23 protein-coding genes and 2 pseudogenes are annotated in these 20,591 nt (G+C 69.7%); 10 read left to right on the forward strand and 15 right to left on the reverse strand.

The features are described from left to right. Positions 1-37: 37 nt before the first annotated feature. From ACIREO_RS32670 to ACIREO_RS32715, 10 genes and pseudogenes are all read right to left on the reverse strand, one after another. Positions 38-346, reverse strand: a complete 309-nt coding sequence (locus ACIREO_RS32670; RefSeq protein WP_014047394.1) for a hypothetical protein — start codon at positions 344-346, stop codon at positions 38-40. Between the two features lie 215 nt (positions 347-561). Continuing rightward, complete coding sequence (locus ACIREO_RS32675) at positions 562-987, reverse strand: hypothetical protein (protein WP_404116779.1); 426 nt, start codon at positions 985-987, stop codon at positions 562-564. A 69-nt stretch (positions 988-1,056) separates the two neighbouring features. After that, positions 1,057-1,275 (reverse strand): annotated as a pseudogene (locus ACIREO_RS32680) (aldo/keto reductase); the annotation flags it as partial. A gap of 67 nt (positions 1,276-1,342) precedes the next feature. Next, complete coding sequence (locus ACIREO_RS32685) at positions 1,343-1,813, reverse strand: DUF3291 domain-containing protein (RefSeq protein ID WP_404116781.1); 471 nt, start codon at positions 1,811-1,813, stop codon at positions 1,343-1,345. A 49-nt stretch (positions 1,814-1,862) separates the two neighbouring features. Next, positions 1,863-2,525 carry a helix-turn-helix transcriptional regulator gene (locus tag ACIREO_RS32690; protein ID WP_404116783.1) on the reverse strand — a complete coding sequence of 221 codons (663 nt, stop codon included), beginning with the start codon at positions 2,523-2,525 and terminating at the stop codon, positions 1,863-1,865. An 82-nt stretch (positions 2,526-2,607) separates the two neighbouring features. Further along, a complete protein-coding gene (locus tag ACIREO_RS32695; RefSeq protein ID WP_404116785.1) occupies positions 2,608-5,154 on the reverse strand; it encodes a polysaccharide lyase family 8 super-sandwich domain-containing protein in 2,547 nt (848 codons plus the stop codon). A 145-nt stretch (positions 5,155-5,299) separates the two neighbouring features. Next, positions 5,300-5,509, reverse strand: a complete 210-nt coding sequence (locus ACIREO_RS32700; protein ID WP_404116787.1) for a DUF397 domain-containing protein — start codon at positions 5,507-5,509, stop codon at positions 5,300-5,302. A 90-nt stretch (positions 5,510-5,599) separates the two neighbouring features. Then, complete coding sequence (locus ACIREO_RS32705) at positions 5,600-5,827, reverse strand: DUF397 domain-containing protein (protein WP_404116789.1); 228 nt, start codon at positions 5,825-5,827, stop codon at positions 5,600-5,602. Beyond that, a complete protein-coding gene (locus tag ACIREO_RS32710; RefSeq protein ID WP_404116791.1) occupies positions 5,820-6,008 on the reverse strand; it encodes a DUF397 domain-containing protein in 189 nt (62 codons plus the stop codon). Before ACIREO_RS32710 ends, ACIREO_RS32705 begins: the two co-directional genes overlap by 8 nt. An 11-nt stretch (positions 6,009-6,019) precedes the next feature. Then, entirely contained in the window at positions 6,020-6,871 is an 852-nt protein-coding gene (locus tag ACIREO_RS32715; protein ID WP_404116793.1) for a helix-turn-helix transcriptional regulator, read from the reverse strand. Between the two features lie 213 nt (positions 6,872-7,084). Here ACIREO_RS32715 and ACIREO_RS32720 point away from each other — a divergent pair, with 213 nt between their 5' ends. Together ACIREO_RS32720 and ACIREO_RS32725 are read left to right on the forward strand one after the other, a co-directional pair. Further along, positions 7,085-7,546, forward strand: coding sequence for an ATP-binding protein (locus ACIREO_RS32720; protein WP_404116795.1), 462 nt, complete (start codon positions 7,085-7,087; stop codon positions 7,544-7,546). A 192-nt stretch (positions 7,547-7,738) separates the two neighbouring features. Beyond that, positions 7,739-7,858 (forward strand): annotated as a pseudogene (locus ACIREO_RS32725) (Uma2 family endonuclease); the annotation flags it as partial. 136 nt (positions 7,859-7,994) lie between these two features. On the opposite strand, the gene ACIREO_RS32730 reads toward ACIREO_RS32725, so the two are convergent. Next, complete coding sequence (locus tag ACIREO_RS32730) at positions 7,995-9,503, reverse strand: alpha/beta hydrolase (RefSeq protein ID WP_404116797.1); 1,509 nt, start codon at positions 9,501-9,503, stop codon at positions 7,995-7,997. Between the two features lie 187 nt (positions 9,504-9,690). Here ACIREO_RS32730 and ACIREO_RS32735 point away from each other — a divergent pair, with 187 nt between their 5' ends. Further along, positions 9,691-10,422, forward strand: a complete 732-nt coding sequence (locus ACIREO_RS32735) for a MerR family transcriptional regulator (protein ID WP_404116799.1) — start codon at positions 9,691-9,693, stop codon at positions 10,420-10,422. A gap of 7 nt (positions 10,423-10,429) precedes the next feature. Here the strand turns inward: ACIREO_RS32735 and ACIREO_RS32740 are convergent, their stop codons facing one another. Beyond that, positions 10,430-10,813 carry a VOC family protein gene (locus ACIREO_RS32740; RefSeq protein ID WP_404116800.1) on the reverse strand — a complete coding sequence of 128 codons (384 nt, stop codon included), beginning with the start codon at positions 10,811-10,813 and terminating at the stop codon, positions 10,430-10,432. A gap of 124 nt (positions 10,814-10,937) precedes the next feature. On the opposite strand from ACIREO_RS32740, the gene ACIREO_RS32745 reads away from it, so the two are divergent. Continuing rightward, positions 10,938-11,471, forward strand: a complete 534-nt coding sequence (locus ACIREO_RS32745) for a hypothetical protein (RefSeq protein WP_404116802.1) — start codon at positions 10,938-10,940, stop codon at positions 11,469-11,471. A gap of 115 nt (positions 11,472-11,586) precedes the next feature. On the opposite strand, the gene ACIREO_RS32750 is transcribed toward ACIREO_RS32745, so the two are convergent. The 3 genes from ACIREO_RS32750 to ACIREO_RS32760 form a co-directional block, all read right to left on the reverse strand. After that, a complete protein-coding gene (locus tag ACIREO_RS32750) occupies positions 11,587-13,173 on the reverse strand; it encodes an adenosine deaminase (protein ID WP_404117135.1) in 1,587 nt (528 codons plus the stop codon). A 105-nt stretch (positions 13,174-13,278) separates the two neighbouring features. After that, a complete protein-coding gene (locus ACIREO_RS32755) occupies positions 13,279-13,911 on the reverse strand; it encodes a histidine phosphatase family protein (RefSeq protein WP_404116804.1) in 633 nt (210 codons plus the stop codon). 128 nt (positions 13,912-14,039) lie between these two features. Further along, positions 14,040-14,834: a helix-turn-helix domain-containing protein gene (locus ACIREO_RS32760; protein ID WP_404116806.1), complete on the reverse strand. Its 795-nt coding sequence runs from the start codon at positions 14,832-14,834 to the stop codon at positions 14,040-14,042. 87 nt (positions 14,835-14,921) lie between these two features. Between ACIREO_RS32760 and ACIREO_RS32765 the strand changes: the two genes are divergently transcribed. The 6 genes from ACIREO_RS32765 (at position 14,922) to ACIREO_RS32790 (ending at position 20,423) form a co-directional block, all read left to right on the forward strand. Continuing rightward, entirely contained in the window at positions 14,922-15,293 is a 372-nt protein-coding gene (locus ACIREO_RS32765) for a nuclear transport factor 2 family protein (protein ID WP_404116808.1), read from the forward strand. Positions 15,294-15,479: 186 nt separating this feature from the next. Further along, positions 15,480-15,857, forward strand: a complete 378-nt coding sequence (locus ACIREO_RS32770) for a hypothetical protein (protein WP_404116810.1) — start codon at positions 15,480-15,482, stop codon at positions 15,855-15,857. Continuing rightward, positions 15,854-17,731, forward strand: coding sequence for an alpha/beta hydrolase (locus ACIREO_RS32775; RefSeq protein ID WP_404116812.1), 1,878 nt, complete (start codon positions 15,854-15,856; stop codon positions 17,729-17,731). The genes ACIREO_RS32770 and ACIREO_RS32775 overlap by 4 nt, the downstream gene beginning before the upstream one ends. A 98-nt stretch (positions 17,732-17,829) precedes the next feature. Next, positions 17,830-18,282 carry a hypothetical protein gene (locus ACIREO_RS32780; protein WP_404116814.1) on the forward strand — a complete coding sequence of 151 codons (453 nt, stop codon included), beginning with the start codon at positions 17,830-17,832 and terminating at the stop codon, positions 18,280-18,282. A 100-nt stretch (positions 18,283-18,382) separates the two neighbouring features. Further along, positions 18,383-19,390 carry an NlpC/P60 family protein gene (locus ACIREO_RS32785; RefSeq protein WP_404116815.1) on the forward strand — a complete coding sequence of 336 codons (1,008 nt, stop codon included), beginning with the start codon at positions 18,383-18,385 and terminating at the stop codon, positions 19,388-19,390. A 301-nt stretch (positions 19,391-19,691) separates the two neighbouring features. Beyond that, positions 19,692-20,423, forward strand: coding sequence for a phosphatase PAP2 family protein (locus tag ACIREO_RS32790; RefSeq protein WP_404116817.1), 732 nt, complete (start codon positions 19,692-19,694; stop codon positions 20,421-20,423). Positions 20,424-20,591 lie beyond the last annotated feature (168 nt).

The raw sequence follows: 20,591 nt of genomic DNA on the forward strand, positions 1-20,591 counted from the left end.
GTCGGGGCCGTTGGCAGGGCGGTGGACTGACCGCCGGTCAGACAGCCATGCCGTACACAATGGTGAAGAGCGTGCCCAGTGATCCGATGATGAAGACCCCGGTCAGCCCTGCCACGATGAGGCCCTTGCCCTGTTCCGCGCTGAAGGTGTCGCGCAGCGCCGTCGCGCCGATGCGCTGTTTCGCCGCACCCCAGATCGCGATCCCGAGACAGAGCAGGATGGCGACCGCCATCACCACCTCGATCATGATGCGCGCCTCGTTGCCCAGGGTCCCGAACGGCCCCCAGTTCGGGGCGATTCCGCCGATGATGGTGGTGATGTCGCCCTTTTCCGCTGCCAGGATCATGTAAGTCACCGCCCCTGTTGGGTAGTTCGCAGCCCGCGCCGTGCGACACGGGTCAACCTCTATCTTCGCTGATGAAACCGGCATCGCACGACGCCTTCCCGGGTCTCTTTACCCGGATCTCGCACGTTTGACCGGAGAAGCCGCCCTGACCTGCGGCTCGCGTAGGGATCCATCCGCATATGCATGGTTACTCTGTGTATCACGCGCTGTGACGGCTAGCAACGACGGTGGCCATGGGTTCCGGGTGCGGTGGATGCGTTCACGGGGGCCGAAGCATTCGTACGCGCTGTTCGAGAGCCGCTCGTACGCCGGTGGCTTCCGGCCGACGCGTCATCAGGCGCCCTGTGGGGAAGGCCTCGCAGCGTCCCGGGGCGGAGCACGGTGCGTACGGGCGCCGGGCGCCGGGGCGGGGGCGGGGGCGTCCAGTGGGACGGTGGCCTGAAGTCGCTCCAGGTTCCGTCGAACGGGCACGTCCTCGACTCCGCGAGACGGACCACGCGTTCCCTCTCGGTGCGGATCGCCACCGCCTGCTCCGCCGGCCAGTAGGCGGGGTGCCCGGTCTTCTCGGCGAACGACCGCTCGTCCTTCCATCGCCGGCTGCGGTCCGCCGCGACGGTGACGTCCAGCTCGTGATCGGTCACGTCGATGTCCTCGCCGTGGTGGTTCCGGTGCTCCAGAGGCGTCGGCCCCCGCCCCGCGCTCGGGCCCGGTCACGGTGTGAGCAGGGCCAGGCCCTCGGCGCTGAGCTCCAGCGCCCCGGCGGCCACGTTCTCGACGAGGTGGTCCGGGTTGCCGGTGCCGGGGATGGCCGGCACGTGCGGCCCCTGGTGGAGTGTCCAGGCCAGCCGTATCTGTGCGGGTGTCACACCGTGGCGGCGGGCGGCGTTCGTCACGGCCTCGCTCCGGTCGCCGTTCGATCCCTGCTCACGGCTGATGCGTGGATCGTTTCCGATGGTGGGGGCATCATCGGAGTGTTCCACCCGCCGGGCTTCTCCCTCAGGCGGTCGGTTCGCCGACGGGCGGCGGATGCGGCGCGCGGAAGGTGAACGCCCCGGGTCCTTCACCGTTCTCCCGGAGCGTCGCGACGCGGTCCATCGCCTCGTCGACGCCGGGGCGGTGCCCGGCGGGGACCCACCACAGCGCGTGGTGGAAGTCGGCGAGACGCTCGAACCACTCCCGGCGGCGGGCCAGCACCTTGAGGTGCCCACTGCGATAGGTGTAGTCGCGCAGAGCCTCGACCGACTCCCAGACCGAGCAGTTGATCAGCAGGAGGGCGTCGTCGTCCTCGGGGCGCAGGCCCGTCGAGTCGGCTCCGCCGTCGTCGACCATGCGCCAGACGAAGCCGGGAGCCTGGTCGGCCAGGGCGTTGATCTCAGGGAGTTGTGCGACGAAGTCTGCCAGTTGGGGGCTGTCGAGCGGGGCGATGATGCGCCCGACGTTGACCTGGGCGAGGTGGAAGTCGTTCACGGGGCCAAGCATGCCCGGGTGAACCTTCTAAAGTCAATGGATGCTGTTTTTAGAGTTCTTCGGTCATCTCAAGAGCGACGCAGCACCCCCGCGGAAGCGGATCCATCGACGCGCTCCAGCCCTGACCGTCCGGCAGCCCGGCGAGCAGGCCCTCGATCCCGGCCAGGTTCATCCCGCAGACCAGGGCGGGGAACTGGTCCGACAGCGCGTGGAACGGGCAGTTGTTCAGCCGCAGTTTCCCGCCGTCCCAGAACGGTTCGTAGCCCCGTGCCCGCAGGACCTCGACCGGATCGGCCTCTCCGTCCGAGTCGCCGCCCTCTGACTCGCCGGCCGCCCTCGCCGCCGCCTGGAGGGCCCCGTCGAGCCCGGCCTGCTCCACCACCTCGGCGAGCAGCCGGCTCGCCGTGTCGTACGCGCGGGGCGGTACGGAGACCGCGTGCTCGCCCTCGGCCCGCCGGTACATCTTCGAGGGCCGCCCGGCCCCGGGGCCGCTGCGCCCCGAAAGCCTCCGGAAACACACCTCGAGCAGCCCGGCCTCGACCAGCTTGTCCAGGTGGAACGCGGCCAGCGAGCGGGAGATCCCGGCCGCCTCGGCCGCCTCGTTCCGCCCCATCTCGCCCGGGGTCCCGATGACGAGCCGGTACAGTCCACGCCGCACCGGATCGCCCAGTACGACCAACGCCTCAAGGGCGGAATCCTCACTGCTGCTCACGGCACGACTCTATAACCAACGGTGGTTGGTGCTCCCGGTCGGCGCTTCCGGGATGCGGCGCCCCCATGGACGGGCGAGTCCGTCAGGGCCTCTCGGTCAGCGTCGCCGTGAGGCTGCGGCCGTAGGCCTGGTGGGTCGTGACGTCGAGGCGGGTGCCGCCGGGGACATGGCGGACGCGGACTCCGGCATCGGCCGAGACGCGCCGCAGCGGCCGCCCGTGGAGGGTGACCGACACGGTGCGCCGCGTGGTCGTGGGGTCGGACACCGCGATGGAGTATGCGCCGCCTCCGGTCCGGCGCAGCATGACTGACGCAGGGCCGTCGATCGAGAGCCGTCCCGCCTGGTGCGTTCCCTGGGTGAAGGAGTTGGCGGCGGTGATGCCGAGGTGGCTGTGCACGGCGGCCTGCAGGCGGACCGTGTTGGACAGCACGGAGAGCGGGCCGTGGGCGTAGGACGCCAGCTGCCGGGCGGAGGCGTTCGGGACGAGGGCGTGTGCCATTGCGGTGGGCCGCTCGCCGGGTGCCTGTTCGTAGGACAGGGTGAAGACCTGCTTGGTCACCGCCGTGTCCGCGTTGGCGAGCCGTACGAGACGCCGGCTGCGCGTGACCGTGTCGAGTGCGGCGACCGGGGGCGGGCCGGACAGGAAGACGTAGCCGACGGCGGTCCTCTGCCCTTCGTCGGCGTACCGCAGCCAGGCCGGCGGGGCGGTCCCGGTCCTCTCCCAGGGCGATCCGTCGCGGAGGCCGCCCGTGAGGACGACGGGGGACGAGGGGTCGGCGATGCGGCTGTCGACCGTCGTGGTCACCGCGCGGCCCGCGTGACCGGTCACGCCCGCGGAGAGTACGAGGATCTCGTCGTCGAACATGAACCACGACCTGGTGGCGCCCGCCGCCCGGTAGGTGACGAAGTCCTCGGGCAGCGTGCCCGCCTGTCCGGCGGCGTACGCGGCGTCGTCGGACTGCACGAGACCGGTCACGCCGTAGGCGCCGAGGCGGGCGCCGCCGGAGAACGCCTGGGTGCCGCGGGGGAAGTAGACGTATGTGTTCTGGGACTCGGAGGACGAGGTGAAGCCGCGCTCGGGGTTGTCGTACCAGGGGGTGCCGTAGAGCTCGGGGACGGTGCGCCGTGTCTCGACGGGGGCGGTGACGCCCGCGAGGCGGTGGGGCGGGACGGCGGTGAAGTAGTCGATGCCGAACGCCTCCCGCTGGTCCGCGCCGGAGAGGTAGAGGTAGTGCGCGCCGTCCCCCTGGAACCAGGGCATCAGGTTCTCGCCGCTCATGTACTCGTACTTGCTGATGCGTTCGGAACTGCGGGCGAGAGCGAAGGCGTAGCGGGGCCGGCGGTGGACGGTCCGGCCCATGGCGTTGTACGCGGCGTGGGAGGCGGCGGGGCCGAGATCCCTGGCGGGCGCGGGCGAGTCCAGGATGTCGGCGTAGCGGGCGATGCTGACGGGGGAGACGAAGGCGGTCGTGTCGAGGCCGGCCTTCGAGGTCTCCCGGACGTGCTTGACGTACCCCTCGAGCGCCTCGGTGTCGCTGCCCGACGTGTGCGAGGAGAGGTCGACGACGGCTTCCACGACGGCGGTGACGTCCGCGTACCCGGTGCCGGTCCGTGAGACCGCCCGTCCCTTGACGATCTCCATCAGCCAGCCCTCGAAGACCAGCGGGGCGAAGCCGTCGGCGATCCAGCCCTGCACGACGCCGACGAGGCCCTCGTCGGGGAGATAGCCGGTGCCGTCGAGGATCTTGACGGTCTGGACGCTCCGGGTGAGCAGACCCTTGCCGTAGGAGCCGGTGTAGGCGACGGAGGAGTGCTGAACAAAAGAACCGTCGGCGTAGAAGCCGTCGGTGACCCCGTGGCGTGGCTGATAGGGGTCGATCGTCGAGTAGACGGTGAACTGGTCGGCGAGGGCCTTGGTGATGCGGGCCTCGTCGCCGAGCAGAGCGCCCTGGAGGATCCGGTTCGTCGTGATGTCGGCGAGGTTGGCGCCGGTGTGGAAGCGGGAGTCGAGATCGACGTCGCCGTCCTTGCCGTTGCGGAGGTAGGCGTCCATGGAGGCGATGTACGTCGCCGTGAGCTCCGGCCGGTACGTAGTGAGCTCGTCCCGGAGGAGGACCAGGGTCTTGGTCACGTAGGCCGGGATGCCGATCTCCCAGTGGAACCAGTTGCCGTAGTAGCCCTTCGACTGGTCGCCGAACCAGCCGTCGTGGAGCCGGGCCAGGCCGTCGAGGACCCGGCGCCGTACGGCTGGTCCGTCGTCCGGGCCGGGGGTGCCGGGGAGGCAGGTGGCGAGAGCGATCTCGTAGAGGTACTGGTACGACGCGCTCAGGTTGGGATCGCTGGTGCCGAGCGGCAGGCCCTCGAAGAGCTCGTCCTGCCCTGCGCCGTCCATCGCGGCGAGCCGGGCCTGCGCTGTCGCCCGCAGGGAGGCGAGCTTGGGGGCGACCTCGGGGCGGGCGTTGGATTCGGCGGTGCCGGCGAAGAGGGCGACGGTGTTGCTGAGCAGGGCGGCCGGCACCCTGTCGGCCGGACCTGGCCCGGCCGCCGCCTCCGCCCGCAGGGAGCGGGACAGCGCCCAGAGCGTGGCGGCGGGGATCACGGACAGTGCGGAACGACGCGAGAACTCCACCACTACGCTCCAAAGTCCGGCCTGTAAGCGCTTGTTCCCCGTGTGCCCCAGCCAAGCAACGGGCTCTCGCCGGTGTCAACGGCCCGGACCGTTGTGGGGCCCCGATCTTCCGTACCCGGCCCCGCGCACGTCTCATGGGGCGCCGTTACGGGCCCGCCCACGCGCTGCCGCGCCGGCCAGCAGATTCCCTGACGGTGCGGATGAGGGCGGCCCAGGCGGTGGGGCTGGTCCGGAGTGTCGCGCCGCTGGGGTCGCTGCTCTCGGTGAGGGCGACCGATCCCTGGTCGGCGGCGATGTGTATGCAGGCTTCGCCTTGCGCGCAGTACGAGGACTTCTGCCAGTCGGGTGTGGTCATCTTCGTTCCCTCACAGTTCAGCGAGGCGTACGGGTCCCGGGCCCTGACGCTTCCGTGGAGTCGGCGGCATCAATCCTGCTAGGGATTGGTTCAGTCGGCGTCGATTTCGGCGAAGTGGTCGAACTCGCCGGCCACGACGCCCTTGGTGAACGCCTCCCACTTCTCCACGGTGGTGGTGACCACCGTGTCGGGGTCGCCGGTCTCGCGGAGGTGGACGAGTTCTTCGGGGCCGAACGCGATCTCGATCCAGGGGCCGGGGCCCTGTGCGTCCTCGGGGGCGGCGCGGGTCCAGGTGAGGTCCGGTGGGAGGTCAGCCACGGTCGTGGGTCTCCTTGACAGTGCGGATGAGGGCGGCCCAGGCGGTGGGGCTGGTCCGGAGTATCGCGCCGCGGGGGTCGCTGCTCTCGGTGAGGGCGACTGATCCCTGGTCGGCGGCGACGTGAACGCAGGATTCCCCTTGCCCGCAGTACGAGGATTTCTGCCAGTGATGGGAGGGCATGTGGGTCTCCTTCACAGTTCGTTGGCCAAGTTGACGACGAAGTCCCTGGACTCCGACGGCGTGAGAGCGACTGCTTCCATGCGGCCCAGCAGGAGTCGGTATGCGGCCAACTCGGCTTCGGCGTCGACGAGGGCAGGGCCGTGGGACTGGTCCAGAGAGACGGTGTCGAGGCGGGGAGAGAATCCCTGCACATACAGGATCGTCTGACCTGAGCCGGGATAAGCGCCGATTCGGAACGGGATCACTTGGACCGTGATGTGCTCGCGCTCGCTTTGCTCCACCAGGTGGCGGAGCTGGGCCTTGGCGACGCGGGGGCCACCGACGGGGACGCGGAGGGCTGCCTCGTGAATGACTGCCTGAAAGGGAGGTGGAGTGGGGCGGTCGAGGACAGCCTGACGTCGGAGCCGGAGGCTGACCCGATGTTCGATGTCCGTGCGGGAGAACTCGGGAACGACCTGCCGGAAGATCTCGCGGGCGTGATCTGTGGTCTGGAGCAGGCCCGGGATATGGGCGGTGTTGGCCGACTGCAGCGCAGTGGCGTGGTGTTCGAGCTCGGCGATGTCGAGTAGTGGTGTGGGCAGCACTTCCCGGAAGGTCTCCCACCAACCGCCCTTGCGCTCCCCGGCGAGGTCGAGCAGGCCTTCGATGTAGGCGTTGTCCGAGCAGCGGTAGTTGCGGGCCATGGCCTGGAGGCGCTCGGAACTGACCCCGAAGCGGCTCGCTTCGATGTTGCTGAGTTGGGCTTGGCTCACGCCGAGCAGGCGTGCGCTTTCAGTGGCTGAGAGCCCAGCGCGCTCTCGCAGGCGTCGGAGCTCGGTTCCGAGGCGTTGGCGGCGGACGGTCGAAGTACCTCTGGGAGTCACGCGTCAACCCTCCTTGCCGGACACGCCTGGGGCACTGTCACCCACAAGAGTGCATACATCAAGTGATTGGCGGTATCGCAAATACTTTATGTCGCCAGGCGCTGGCTTGAGACCCAGGCCACCCGCCCGGAAGTACCCCGCTCGACGGAGCGGCCTCGTCACCGGGCCATGCGACACACACATCCCAACGCTCCTCCCTGAACGGAGACTTCCATGGCTCTGGCCACCGTAGCGCCGCCCTGGGCGTACACCCTTCAACTTCCGCAGGATCCCCGTGGGCCGGGGATCGCGCGGGCGACTCTGCGGACCGTGCTGCTGGTGCACGGGATGCGGGATCTCGTCGACACCGCCGAGCTGTTGGCGAGTGAGCTGGTCACCAACGCGTACCGGCATTCCTCAGGCCCGTACTCGCTGCGGCTGCGTGGGGCGGGGCGGAGCCGGGTGCGGCTCGGGGTGTGGGACAGCAATCCGGAGATTCCGGCACCGTTCGGCGGTGGTGTCCTGGCCGAGCCGCGCGCCCTGGCCGAGCGGGGGCGCGGGCTTCAGCTCGTACGGGAGTGCGCGGAGAGCTGGGGTGCGTACCCGATCAGGGGTGGGCTGCCGGGGCAGGGCGGGAAGGTGCTGTGGGTCGAATGTGCATGGAAAACGGAGTGCCAGTGGGAGGACCTGCCATGACACGCGGCAGTGAAAGCCCCATGGCGTCGCCATCACCGCCGCGCCGCCCTCGCGCAGCGGTAAGCACGCAGGGGCCGTCAGGCGGCTGCGCCTGCAGTTGGACCCGGAGCCGCCCACCGGCCTCGCAGCGTACGAAGTGACCTCGGTCGCGATGCCGGTGACCTCGACGACTACGCCACGCCGGATCTCATCGTGCTGCCCGAGGCGTGGGGCGACGATGACAACTGGCTGGCCGATCCTGCGGTCGTGGAGCCGGCCGTGGAGGTCATCTCCCGTTCGGAGAAGGCCAGAGACATCGCCCAGAAGTGCGACTGGTACGCGGTGGCTGGGGTGCGGATGCTTCTGGTAATGGACCCACGGCACGGCACGGCACGTGGGCGTTGCGCACGCGGCCCGGCAACGGCAGTTACCAGGAGACGCGTCGCGGCAAGTACGGGGAAGCCGGGCGTCAGCCTGCGGGGCAGAGCATGTCCTTGGCGGGCATCCGGCCCTCGACCAGGAAGCGCGTGGTGGTGTTCAGCGCGCAGGGGTTGTCGCCGAGGACGTAGGCGCCGTGCCCGCCGTCGTCGATGCTGAGCAATCGGGACCGGTCCGCGAACTTCTGGCGCAGCATCTTCCCGCCGGCGTGCGGTGTCGACGGGTCGCGCAGGTTCTGTACGAGGAGCACGTTCCGCGGTCCGTCGTCGTTGACGGCGACCGGCGGCTCGGCCGGGGCGTGCTGCCAGAAGGCGCAGGGCGTGATGTTGGCGGTGGCGGCGCCGAACAGCGGGTAGCGCTCGCGGTCCTCGGCGACGCCGTTCCGGTAGGTGCCGACGTTCCTGGGCCACTCGATGTCGTTGCAGGTCACGGCGAGGAACACCGACAGGGAGTTGTCGAGTGCGGCCGGCGCTTCGGCTGCGGTGGCCTTCTGCGACAGCAGGCGGCGGGCCGCAGTGCCGTCGCCGTCGGCCAGTGTCTGCCACTGCTGAGCCAGCTTGGGGTACTGCAGCTTCTTGAACAGCTGGCCGAAGGTGGAAAGCCGCAACAGGTTGCCGTCGATGCCTGCCACCGGGGCCTTGTCGAGTTGCTCGGCGAGCGTGAAGTAGGTCCTGCGGACCTGCGCGGGCGTGCGGCCCAGGCCGTAGCTGTCGTGCCGTGCGGCTGCCCACTTCGCGAAGTCGGGGAACGCCTGCTCCATCCCGAGGGCGTAGCGGCGCATGCCGTCGCGGTCGAGGTGGGTGTCACCGATGTTGCTGTCGAGCACGATGCGGTCGGAGCGCTCGGGGAACATCGACGCGTAGGCGGCGCCCAGTGCCGTGCCGTAGGAGTAGCCCAGGTAGCTGGTCTTCTCCTCGCCGAGCGCGGCCCGGATGCGGTCCAGGTCGCGGGCGGTGTTCGCCGTGGTCAGGTGGCTCAGCATCCCGTCGCTGTCGTGGTCCGCGCACTGCTGGGCCACCTGCTCGGCGATCTTCGCCTGCGCGGTGACCGCCGCGTCGTCGGCCGCGTAGGGCGGAATGTTGGCGAAGTAGGGGCCGTCCGGCGCGAGCCCGCACGAGACCGGTGCCGAGTGGCCGATGCCGCGGGTGTCCATGCCGATCAGGTCGTAGCTGTCCAGCACGTCGGCGGGCACCCCCTGGGCCACCAGCAGCGCGGGCAGCGCCAGTCCTGACCCCCCGGGGCCGCCCGGATTGAGCATGAGCGTCCCGCGTCGCTTGTCAGGGGCGGTGCTGGCCAGCCGGGAGATCATGAGGTCGATCCGGGCGCTCCCGGGGTCGGCGTAGTCCACCGGCACGGGCACGGTGGCGCACTGGAGCTCGGTCGGAGCCGCTTCGGTCACGACGTCATCGGGACAGGTACCCCACCGCACCTGCGGCGCACGTGGCCCGTCCGCGACGGCGGGCGCCGCGAGCAGCGAGCCGCTGAGGCCCAGGACGACCGCCAGGGCCGAGCTCCGGCCGATACCGCGTTCTCGTTTCATGTCCGGTCTCCGCATCCCGTTTACAGCTGTGGTCGCCGCCCATCGCACTCCATGCCCTTGGGGCATGGTCAAGACAGCTCGCTCGTGTGAAGGGACCGGTGCGGTCGGGGGTTGACCGTGCCCCTGGGGCACGGTCTTGAATGGACCGTGCCCCCTAGGGGCGGAGCACCTCAGGAAGGGGCTGCCGGTGGCGTGGAGCACAAGTCAGCTGGCCGAGCTCGCCGGTACGACGCTGAAGACGGTCCGGCACTATCACGAGGTCGGTCTGCTGGACGAGCCGGAACGAGCGTCCAACGGCTACAAGCGGTACGGCATCAAGCACCTGGTCCGACTGCTGCGCATCCGCAGGCTGGTCGACCTCGGCGTGCCGCTGTCGGACATCCCCTCGTTCGAGGCCGGCGACGAGAGGGGGGAGCCAATCCTGCGTGCCCTGGACGCTGAACTCGCGGCGAGCATCGAACGCCAGCAGCGGATGCGGCAGGAACTGGCGGCGATCCTGGACAACCGGGCCTCGGTCGACCTGCCTGCGGACTTCAGGGCCCTGGATCACGACCTGCCGGAGGCCCAGCGGTCTTTCCTGCTGGCGTACTCCAGCATCCTCAACCCCGCGGCGATGTCCGCACTTCAGGAGCAGCTCGCAGCGCCTCGCAGCGACGTCGCCGCCCAGTTCGAGGGCCTCGCTGCGGACGCTCCCGAGGACGTGCGGCAGCGGATCGCGGAACGCCTCGCGCCCGAGACCCGCCAGCAGCAGGAGGCCCACCCGTTCCTGAGCGACCTGGAGGCCTCCTCCCGGCGGGAAGCGGCGATCACCCAGTCGGTCGTCGTGCACGCATTGGTCGAGTTCTACAACGGGGCCCAGCTGGACGTCCTGCGACGCGTCAACGCGTTGCTTTCTGAGGACGACGCCGCCGGGGCGTGACCAGGGCCTAGACGGGCTGGATCCGGGTGCGCAGCAGGCAGAACTCGTTGCCTTCCGGGTCCGCCAGGACGTGCCAGTTCTCGTTTCCGCTCTGGCCGACGTCGGCGGTCCTGGCGCCGAGGGCGAGCAGGCGCTCCAGCTCGGCGTCCTGGTCGCGGTCGGTTGCGTTGACGTCGATGTGCAGCGGGAGCTTCGCCGCTCGCGGGTCGCTGCTGGGGCTGAGGACGAGCGTGGGCTGCGGCCCACCGAAGCCGGCGTCGGGCGGCCCGATCTCGATGCTTCCGTCGTCCTCCCGGCCGAGTTCGACGTAGCCGAGGACGTTGCTCCAGAACGTGGCGAGCAGTTCGGGGTCCGCGGCGTCGAGGACCAGCTCACTGATGCGGCATGCCATGCCCGGCAGTGTACGTAGGCGATCGTGTTCCGGCTTCCGGGCCGGCCCCGAGGCGTACGTAGAATCAGTCGACCGTGCATGACAGCCGTCGGCGCCCGGCGTCCCGCCCAGTAAGGAGGCCCTCATGAGTGAGCCCTACTCACCCGTCCCGGAACTCAACTTGCTCAAGGAGTTCTCGGACCGGATCGGCCCGGTCTACTACTCGGACGGTTTCGAACTGCGCGAGTACGGTGCGGACGCAGGTCTTCATACATGGTCGGAGCATCCTGAATTCCTGAGCCGCTTCGTCCCCTTCGCGCAGGCGAACGGTTCCGGCTCCGACTACGCCCTGTGGCGGTGCGACGATCGGACCGATCTTGCGACTCTGCCCGTCGTTCTGGTCGGCGACGAAGGCGGTCTCCATGTGATCGCGCGCAGCCTGACGGAGTTGTTCCAGCTTCTCGCCCTCGACAGTGAGCCCTTCTCGGACGGCGGATTCCTCGATGCCGAGAGCGTCGAGGAGCACAGCGACGGGCATCACGAGTTCCTCGCCTGGCTGGACCAGAACTTCGGACTCGGGCCGCCGGAGGGCCTGGACGCGCTCCGGGCTGAACAGAAGCCGCTCGACGACCGGTTCAGGACGTGGGCGAGCCGGTACGTCGATCTGGGCGATCACTGAGGGCGCGCTGAAGGCCGGCGGGGCGGGGGAGTGCCGCGAGTGCGGTGCACGGCCCCCGCCCCTGATCGGGTCCGGTCCGGTCCGGTCCGGTCCGGTCAGGTCAGGTCAGGTCAGGTCAGCCGGCGTACCGGGCTTCGAAGGTGCGGAAGGACCGCTCCTGGCGCAGCTCCAGGCCGGCCTTGGGGTTCCGGTCGGTGAACCGGGCGCAGCGCGCCGATTCCAAGGTCCGGCACTCCTCGACCGGGCGGAAGCCCTGGCGCACCGGGTCGGAGCGCCACAGACTCCGGCCAGGCAGGAAGCTGTACTCCAGGGAGGCCCGGGCCAGGTCCTTCAGCTCCGCGTAGCCGAGTCCGTACGTACGGGCCGCGCGGCGGTACTCCTGGCCGATGTCACCGCGTGAGACCCCAGGGTCGTCGGTGGACAGGACCACGGGGACTCCGTACTTCCGGTAGACGGGGAACGGGTGCTCGTCGCCCTCGACCTGGAGGATCTGCGCGTTGCTGGTGAGCGGTACCTCGACGGCGATCTGGCGGCGTGCCATGTCGCGGGCGAGGCGCTGCCAGCGGTCCTCGTGCACGAGGTCGACACCGTGGCCGATGCGCTCGGCCTGGCCGGTGCGTACGGCGTCGTCGATGTGGAAGGTGAGGTCCTCGGGCTTCACCAGGCCGGGGACGAGCTCGCCTGCGTGCAGGGTGATGTGGGCGGCGGGGTAGCGGCCGTGCAGGTAGTTCAGCATGCGCATGTGGAGGCGGTAGTCCCGCACGGAGATCTCGCCGTCCTCCGGCTGGACCAGGTTCACGGCGACGAACCGCTGGTCGCGTTCGGCCAGGCGGAGCCCCAGGGCGATCTGGGTGAAGACGCGCTCCGGGGCGCTGTTGCGTGACACCTGCGAGACCCAGCGCACCGTGATCCGGCATGCGGGACCGGGGGCGGCGGTCGCGCAGTCGGCGGTGTCGCGGAACTCGGCGTCGGCGGTGTCGGCCTCCTGCTTCGCGGTCGTCACCAGCTGGTCCAGCCGGCCGCCCGCGAGCAGCTTGCGGTGCAGGGCGGCCAGGTCGGCGTCCCAGCCGACGTCCGTGGCCAGCTGCTTGGCGCCCGCCGAGGCGGGGCTGACCATGGTCTCCAGATACGTCTGGTTCTGTGCGGCAGCGGTGCCCGCCACATCGGCCAGCATCTTCCCTCGGTTCGAGGTCGCGGCGCCGAACTTCCCGAACGTGGCGAAGAAGTGGTCATGGCCCGACTCGCCCTGCGGGAAGTCCTGCATGGACCAGGCCCGGACGATCTCCTGCCGGAAGCTGCCGTCCGTGAGGGCGTCGGCGGCCGGCCGGGTGCCGTTGCCGCACGGCGGGGCGACGGCGGTCATCGTGGCGTCGATGCAGAGGCCGTCGTCGGCCGCGAGCTTGATGAGGTACTCGGTCCTCACCGCGCCGGACAGGTGGTTGTGCAGGTCACCCCCCTTGGGCAGGTCCCGGAAGAAGCTGCCGGTCTCCTTCGGGTGTGCGTCCAGCCAGGCGGCTGTGCGGGCTTCGGCGGGGGTGGCCGTGCGGGGTTGCGGTGCGGATGCGGAGGCGGACGTGGGGGCCTGCGCCGATGCCGTCCCTGCGGGCAGAGATGCGGCCAGGGCCGCCGTGGCGAGGCCTGCGGCGGTCAACAACCGGCGGGCACGCGATGAGTTGTGGTGTACGGAGATCACGCCTTGCATGATCACGAAGAGCGGACCGCCTGACCCCGGACCGCGAGGGCGGTGCCCCGTAAACCATCCGTCCGGGGGACAAGCGGGTGCCCGGACCGGCTCGGGGGGCCCGGCTCATGCCCGTAGCTCGGGTGGGAATCCGGTCCAGCGGAGGTCCGCCGGGAGGTGGCCCATGTCGTTGACCATGACCAGCGCCGCGGGCCTGCCGGGCGTGTACCGGATGACGGTCAGCGCCGCGTTGGCGTGGTTGAGGCCCAGCCAGCGCCAGGCGGGGGCGTCGAGGGCGTCCCGTACCAGCCAGGCGGCCAGGAACGCGTGGGTGACGACCAGTTCGTGGCGAGGCTCCTCACCCTCCACCGGCCCGGTGAACCGTTCCCGCGCGGCTCCGGCCAGCCCCGGGCCCCGGCTGCGTTCGGCCTCCGGGAACTGCTCGACGAACCCGAGGAGCCGGTCCGCCGACTCCTCGGGGAGCTCCTCCCGTCGCGGGAGGTACGGAACGTAGTCCCCGGCCGGCTCCGAGACCTGGAGGGGGATGCCGGCCCCGGTCCCGAGCTGCTCATGGACCAGCCGGGCGGTCTGCGCGGCCCGGGGAAGCGGGCCGTGGTGCACGGCGGAGAAGGGCACGTCCCGTAGCCGCTCGCCGAGGAGCACGGCCTGGCGCCGGCCCCGCTCGGTCAGTTCGGTCTCGTCCGGGGACGCCTCGCCGTGCCGGGCGATGTAGAGGAAGCGGGTCGCGCGCGCGGTCATGGGGTGGCCCTGGTCCTGTGGGGTGTGGGGGCGGTGGCCCGGCCGGGCCACCTGGGGATGCCCTGGTGGACGGTGTTTCCGCTACGGCGGTTCCGGCGGGATCGCCTGGCTGGGTGGACGGTGAGCTGTCAGAGCCCTGGGGCCGGCCGTGCGTCGGCGATGCTCCGGAGTAGGGCGGCGCTGTCGGCGTCCGCCGGGTAGTAGGACTCGATCGAGATCTCGTCGAGCGTGATGTCCTGTGGCGTTCCGAACGTGGTGATGGTGGAGAACAGCCTCAACTCCCCCTCCGGGAGCCGGAAGATCATAGGAATCGCGACCTCGTCCGACGCCGCCCGAGGCTCTGGCCCGTCGGACTCCTGGCTCGCGAAGAACTCGTCGTACAGGGCCTGCACCACAGCGTCCCCGGTCCTGGCGACCTGGCGCGCCAACCGCGTACGGAAGAACGTACGGACCTCGGCCAGATTGACGATGAGGGAGGCGAGGCCGCGTGGATCGAGTCCAAGCCGCACCAGGTTGACCGGAGGGGCGAGCAGATCGGGATCGACGTGGGTGAGCAGATGCTCGACCGGGGCGTTGGCCAGCACGAGGTTCCACCGTCGGTCCACGACCAGCGCCGGATACGGCTCGTGCGCACGCAGGACTCCGGCCACGGCGTCCCTGACGGCAGCCATATCCGGACCGTCGAGAGGGCGTTCGCGGTACCGAGGTGCGAATCCCGCCGCCACCAGGAGACGATTGCGGTGCCGCAGCGGGACGTCGAGCTGGTCCGCGAGCCGAAGCACCATGTCGGCGCTGGGCCGGGACCGGCCCGTCTCGACGAGGCTGACGTAGCGCGGTGAGATCCCGGCCGTGAGGGCGAGGTCGAGCTGGCTCAGCCGCCGACTGTGCCGCCACTCGCGCAAAAGGCCGCCCACGGTCTCCACGGTTCCGACCCTAGCGCCGCCCTCGGCCGTGGTCGATGAACTCCGAGTTCATCGACATTTCCCCATCCGCGCGACCACGCTTTGCGTATGAGCAACGACCACAAGGAAAAGGTTCTCACCTGCCTGGAGCTGTTCGGCAAGGGTGACTTCGACGCCGTCGCACCGCTCCTGCGCGATGACTACATGGACCACGGGCTGCCGTTCCGGACGTCCACCAGAGCGGACTGGATCGCGGCGGCGCGCGATCTGCACCTCACCGAGATGCAGATCAAGATCAGCCGTCTGGTGGCAGAAGGCGACTACGTGACGATGTTCTCGCGGCGCCGGCTGCCCGCCGCCGGGCTGGACATTGCGGTGGCCGACGTCTTCCGCTTCCAGGACGGCCTGATCGCCGAGCGATGGGAGGTCGTCGAACCGATCCCGGCCGCCGACGCCCCGGACCCGGTGGCGGCTCTCTGAGCCGAATCGCTGGAGCGGGGCCGCCTCCCCGTCGGAGAAGTTCGCGCGTCGCACTTTCGGGTGATGTCGGCGGCAGCCGATTCCTTCCGGGGAACGGGCACCGGCATTCGTCACCGGTCCGCCGGGCGTGTCGCGGACGCCCGGTTTGACACAGTGCCGCTCCGTGATCGAGGAGCGGGGAGCGGCATGACCGTGGTGCTGGGGACGAGTGAACCGGCGGGACCGGCGAGCGGGGGCGACTGCGGCCGGAGGCTGAGGCACAGCGACGGGCCGTGGCTGCGGGCCGCCGGGGGCGCGGACGAGCTGGCGACCCACCTGGCGCCGGTACGCGGCGAGTTGGGGCTGGCGCACCAGGGGCTCATGGCGGGGGCGGGCCGGCTGACCGCGCTCGCGGAGCTGGCGGCCGTACGGGAGTCCTGGGAGCGGCGGATCCAGGCGGCGCAGGGCGAGTGCGGAAGCCTGGCGTCCAAGCTGCGGGACGTCGCGCGTACGCAGGGCGCCACGAACGAGGCCGTCAGGTCGTCCTTCGCCTCGGTCAAGCCGTGCGGGGGTGACGAACGGTGACGTCGACGCTGACCTGGGCGGAGTTACGGGACCTGAGGTGCGCCGAACTGGAGGGCGCGGCCGACGGGTGGGGCAGGTCGAGCAACCGGGCCGACGCGGCACGCGACCGCATCGAGCAGCAACTGCTCACGGGGCTCCGCGAGACGCAGGAGGGCGAGGCGGCGCAGGCGGCGGTCGCACGGCTGCGGCAGCTGGGGCGGAACTTCCAGTACGTGTACACCGAGTGCGGGCTGCTGCGTACGACGCTGAACTCCCTGGCCCACGAGATGAAGACCCAGCAGCGCGCGCTGAAGGAGGCGCTGGACGATGCGGCCGCGCTGAAGTTCACGGTGCACGCGGACGGCTCGGTGACGTACCCGGCCGCCGGCGAGGCGCTCCTCGACGGCGCGGCCGTCCGGGGCGGTACGGCGTCGTCGGGCGGGCTTCCCGGGCTGGTGCCGCCGTCGGGCCTGTCCGCGCCGAACCCGCACGTGGCCAGGGCGCAGGACATCGCGGACCGGGTGACGGGGGCGGTGCGGGCGGCGGCCGAGATCGACTGGCGGTATGCGGGGATCCTGCGTCGGCTGAAGGCGGAAGAGGGCCTGAAGGTCCCGGACTCCACGTGGAGGGACGCTGCGGGTGACGCGGCGGCGGTGCGGGGTGCGGCGGGGACGTACCTCAAGGACGCCATCCCGCACGATGCGTCTCCGGCGGAGCGGCGGGACTGGTGGGCGGGGCTGACCCAGGAACAGCGCGAGGAGTACCTCGCGGTGTACCCGGACCAGATCGGGAACCTGGACGGCATCCCGGCCCTGGTCCGCGACGCGGCCAACCGGGACAACCTGCGGCTGCTGATCGGGGAGCTGGAGGGGCGGGACGACGGGAAGTCGGTGACGCAGCTGGCGGGGCTGCGGGAGATTGACCGGCAGTTGGGGGCGGGGACGCAGCCGCCCATGTTTCTGCTCGGCATCGGGGATGAGGGGAACGGGCGGGCGATTGTCTCGTTCGGCAACCCTGATACGGCAAAGAATGTGGCGGCGTATGTGCCGGGGCTGGGGACATCGCTTGACAGGGAGTTCGCGGACGGCGACCTGAAGCGTGCCCGAGATATGGCAATCGGGGCTGCAGAGATGGACCCCGATTCTCCGACGGCATCGATCGCGTGGCTTGGGTATGACGCTCCGCAGATCGGGCTCGGCGATCCGGCGGCAAGTCTGAACGTGGCCGGAGAGGGTAAGGCAAGGTCCGGCGCGGATGGATACAACGAGTTCATGGCAGGGCTGTCGGTAACTAGCCAGTATGAGGATCCGCACGTTACAGCGGTCGGTCATTCCTACGGTTCGCTCACGGTTGGCCTCGCCGCCCAGGAGCGAGATGGAATTCCTGGCGCAGATGACATCATTTTGGTGGGGAGCCCCGGCACCGGTGCACGATCTGCGGATGAACTCGGGGTGGGGAGAGGGCACGTTTTCGTCGGAGCAGCTGAGAATGACCCAGTGACAAAACTACCCAACAGTCGGGAGGCCAGTGGTCTGGGAAGCGGTGTTGCGGGTGGAGCCTCGACCGGCTTCGTTCTCGGCGCGAGCGTCGGCCCCGCAGGCGCCGTTGTGGGCGGCGCACTGGGAGGAGTCGCGGGTGGCGCTGCTGGCTATTTCGCGCAGGATGCGCAGTCCAAGGAGAGCGACGTGTGGTTCGGTACCGACCCTGCGCATCATGATTTCGGGGCAAGCCGCTTCAAGGTCAGTGAGGGGCCGGAGCTGTTGCAACGTGGGCACGAACCCGTGGAGGCGCATTCCAACTACTTCCATCCGACCAAGGATCAGATGTCGGCAGACAATATTTCACGCATTGTTGCAGGAAAATCTGAAGATATTATTCGGGAGGGCTCGAGGTGAAAGTTCGTAATTCTGCTGCACTGATGGCCATTCTGTTGATGCCGGGGTGTGGCATGGATCGTTCGGCGGGGTCAGAAGCTAGGGATGGTGGTGGACGTATGAACATGCAGGAAGCGGCGGATAGGGCGGATGCCATCCTCGATGCGACGTTTTCTGGTATCAAGCCGGCAGTTGAGTGGGTACACGGAGAATCGACGGAGGGCAGCTGCGACATTTCACGCAGGCGAGCTGTCCTGACTGTGATTTCAGAGCAGCGGCGAGGTGGGTTTCTTGGCGTCGTGGAGCGCGGTTGGAAGGATGCCGGATACCGCCAACTTGGCGTGAACGCGAGTGTTGCGAGTCCCGCGACTTACTTCGAGACGGCGGACGGGTTTCGTGTGAGGCTTCTCATTGGCGGGGGCGGGCAGGCTTTCTTTGAGGTCGCCACGCCGTGCGTCGAAAAATCTCAGGTGGCACCGCCGAGCGTGCCGCCGGGGAACGTGAGCCGTGTCGGTGACCCCATCCCCCGCCCCAACATCCGCTCATCCTTCTGGTCCGCCGGCGCCCCCTGACCCCCCGCGTCCGCCCCTGACGCCCCCTCATGCCTCCGCCCACCCGTACACACCAGCGAATCGCGTCGTGAACCGCGCCCGAATGGGGGATGGTTGAGGCGTGCGGAAATACTGGGTGTTCGCTGGCGGTGGGATCGGGCTGGGCCTGTGCTTCATCGCCCTGCTCGTCGTCGGTACGTACTCCGCCGCCGCCGGGATCTCCGGGGCGGCGGGTGGGGCCGTCGGGCTGGCCAAGGGCGCCGTGCCCGCGAAGTATCAGCCGCTTGTGGAGAAATGGGGCAATCTCTGCCCCGCCATCAACCCCGCCCTGCTGGCGGCGCAGCTGTATCAGGAAAGTGGCTGGAATCCGCGCGCCCAGAGCCCCGCCGCCGCGCAGGGCATCGCGCAGTTCATCCCCGGGACCTGGGCCACGCACGGTGTCGACGGGGACAAGGACGGGGACCGGGACGTATGGGACCCCGCCGACGCGATTCCGTCCGCAGCGTCCTACGACTGCGAGATCGCGGGGTACGTCAAGAAGGTGCCTGGCGACCCGACCGACAACATGCTCGCGGCGTACAACGCGGGTGCCTACCGGGTGATCCGGTCGGGCGGCGTGCCCGCGATCAGCGAGACGCAGAACTACGTCAAGATCATCCGCTCCCTGGAGAAGAGCTTCGCCAAGCCGGTCGGCCGGGTCCAGCCGTCGCAGCAGGCTGCCGGGGCGATCTACTTCGCGCAGAAGAAGCTGGGCACCCCCTACCTCTGGGGCGGGAACGGGACGGCTGACCAGGGAGGCCGGTTCGACTGTTCCGGGCTGACCCAGGCCGCGTACCGGACGGTCGACATCGAGCTGCCCCGGGTGGCCAACGACCAGTACAACGCCGGAGCGCACCCTTCCAGGGAGGAGCTCCTCCCCGGCGACCTGGTGTTCTTTTCGGATGATCTGAACAACTCCAGGGCAATCCACCACGTGGGGCTCTATGTCGGTGGCGGCTACATGATCAACGCCCCTTACACCGGTGCGGTGATCCGGTTCGACAAGATCGACACACCCGACTACTTCGGTGCGACAAGAGTCACGAAGGACGGTGCCGCGGCGCTTCCCACCGCGCTCCCGGAAAGCTGACACGCAGTCGGCGATGGCCGGAACTCTCCGTGAAGCCCGGGCCCTGAGCTGCGACGATGAGTCACTCTTCGATAACGTCATGGTGATCATTCGGTGGAGAGCGGAACGTAGAGAGCTGACAGGCCGTTCCCTGGACTGGGACAGCATGCGCACATGACCATGCGCGACTGCCCGGACCGGTCAGGCGTGACGGCATCATGGCGTGGCGCGGCACTGAATCCGCACCGACCACGGGGGTCAGACCAAGGCGACGCACGCCGTTGTGCGCCGCAGCAGCAGACAAGGCAAGGGGCCGCGGCAGATGGCTGGACTCGCACTCGATGGGTCGAACCCCGATGTCAGCCTGCTCTACGACATCAATGGGCTGGCGAAGGCGGCTCCGACCTGGTTCGACCGGGTCATGGAGTTCGTCGGTGAGTTCGGGATCATGTTCGGCATGGTCCTGGCGGTCCTGTGGTGCTGGTGGAGCGTTCGCCGGCGCGGGACGGCCGAGGAATCGGTGACGGCGGTCGCGGGGCTCGTGTGGGCGCCGCTCGCCGCCGGGATCGCGTTGCTCATCAACATCCCGATCAGGGGCTTCGTGGAGCGGCCGCGTCCGTTCTTCGACCACAAGGGCCTCGAAGTCCTGGTGAAGGGCAAGACGGACTTCTCCTTCGTGAGCGACCACGCGACGATGGCGATGGCGATCGCCGTGGGTCTCTTCGTGGCCAACAGGAAGTTCGGCCTGGTGGCGATCGCGCTGGCGCTTCTCGAGGGTTTCTGCCGTGTCTACATGGGCGTGCACTATCCGACCGACGTGATCGGCGGCTTCGCCCTCGGCACGGCCGTGGCCCTGTTGCTCGCCCCGCTCGCGATGATGCTGCTGACGCCTCTGGTGGGGGCCGTGGCCCGCGCAGGAGCGGTCGGCAGGCTCGTCCGCTCGCGGAGCGCGGCCGCCGAGGCCGACGACCGGGGCGAGTCGCGCGGGATTCCCGAGCCGCGCCCGGGTGCCGGCCGTGGTGGTTCGCCGGGCGACAGGGACCTTGCCGCGTAGGCGGATGGGCAGAGCGGTTCGAGGGGGTGTCCCGGGAGGGCCACCCCCTCACGCATGTTCGGAGTGGGCCCATGGCGCTTCGTGGTCACTTCCGTCGTTCCGTTCCCGGGCCCCCGACGGCGGGGCATCATGTCCGGAGATCCGGGGGCGGTGGTGCATGTGGCCGGT

Origin of the sequence: Streptomyces sp. NPDC102441, from assembly GCF_044765585.1 — a bacterium.
In the GTDB taxonomy this organism is placed as follows: Bacteria; Actinomycetota; Actinomycetes; order Streptomycetales; family Streptomycetaceae; genus Streptomyces.

Coding starts and splice junctions, on each gene's coding strand:
- ACIREO_RS32670 (WP_014047394.1), bottom strand. CDS start 346: ATGATCCTGGCAGCGGAAAAGGGCGACATCACCACCATCATCGGCGGA.
- ACIREO_RS32700 (WP_404116787.1), bottom strand. CDS start 5,509: ATGACCACACCCGACTGGCAGAAGTCCTCGTACTGCGCGCAAGGCGAA.
- ACIREO_RS32710 (WP_404116791.1), bottom strand. CDS start 6,008: ATGCCCTCCCATCACTGGCAGAAATCCTCGTACTGCGGGCAAGGGGAA.
- ACIREO_RS32720 (WP_404116795.1), top strand. CDS start 7,085: ATGGCTCTGGCCACCGTAGCGCCGCCCTGGGCGTACACCCTTCAACTT.
- ACIREO_RS32730 (WP_404116797.1), bottom strand. CDS start 9,503: ATGAAACGAGAACGCGGTATCGGCCGGAGCTCGGCCCTGGCGGTCGTC.
- ACIREO_RS32740 (WP_404116800.1), bottom strand. CDS start 10,813: ATGGCATGCCGCATCAGTGAGCTGGTCCTCGACGCCGCGGACCCCGAA.
- ACIREO_RS32745 (WP_404116802.1), top strand. CDS start 10,938: ATGAGTGAGCCCTACTCACCCGTCCCGGAACTCAACTTGCTCAAGGAG.
- ACIREO_RS32750 (WP_404117135.1), bottom strand. CDS start 13,173: ATGCAAGGCGTGATCTCCGTACACCACAACTCATCGCGTGCCCGCCGG.
- ACIREO_RS32755 (WP_404116804.1), bottom strand. CDS start 13,911: ATGACCGCGCGCGCGACCCGCTTCCTCTACATCGCCCGGCACGGCGAG.
- ACIREO_RS32765 (WP_404116808.1), top strand. CDS start 14,922: ATGAGCAACGACCACAAGGAAAAGGTTCTCACCTGCCTGGAGCTGTTC.
- ACIREO_RS32770 (WP_404116810.1), top strand. CDS start 15,480: ATGACCGTGGTGCTGGGGACGAGTGAACCGGCGGGACCGGCGAGCGGG.
- ACIREO_RS32780 (WP_404116814.1), top strand. CDS start 17,830: ATGAACATGCAGGAAGCGGCGGATAGGGCGGATGCCATCCTCGATGCG.
- ACIREO_RS32790 (WP_404116817.1), top strand. CDS start 19,692: ATGGCTGGACTCGCACTCGATGGGTCGAACCCCGATGTCAGCCTGCTC.